At 42.7% G+C, this 255-nt stretch carries 1 pseudogene; it reads right to left on the bottom strand.

Annotated elements, in window-relative coordinates:
* Positions 1 to 22: 22 nt before the first annotated feature.
* Positions 23 to 255, bottom strand: a pseudogene (locus tag ACO0LC_RS29320) (IS481 family transposase); the annotation flags it as partial.

Genomic DNA, 255 nt, shown 5'->3' with positions numbered 1-255 from the left:
TATTGAGACATAGGTAACACATTTAAACGGATTTCTTTTGCGTTCGCAAATCAATTTGCAGGATTTTTTGACGGCAATAAAACACATCAAAAACCCCGTCACTAGCATTGTTAGGTCTGACTGCAATTGTTTCTCGATGTAAGGCAGATGACACCTTAAAAGCACGTTTTTGAAACTTGATCCATCCTTCCCAACCAACTTTGAGAGTGATGTCGTCGGGAGGGTATTCGACTGGCGGCAAGCAAGCGGGGTAAG

It is taken from the genome of Undibacterium sp. JH2W, from assembly GCF_049340425.1.
Taxonomy (GTDB): Bacteria; Pseudomonadota; Gammaproteobacteria; order Burkholderiales; family Burkholderiaceae_D; genus Undibacterium.
This window is presented reverse-complemented; position numbering and strand designations above follow the sequence as displayed.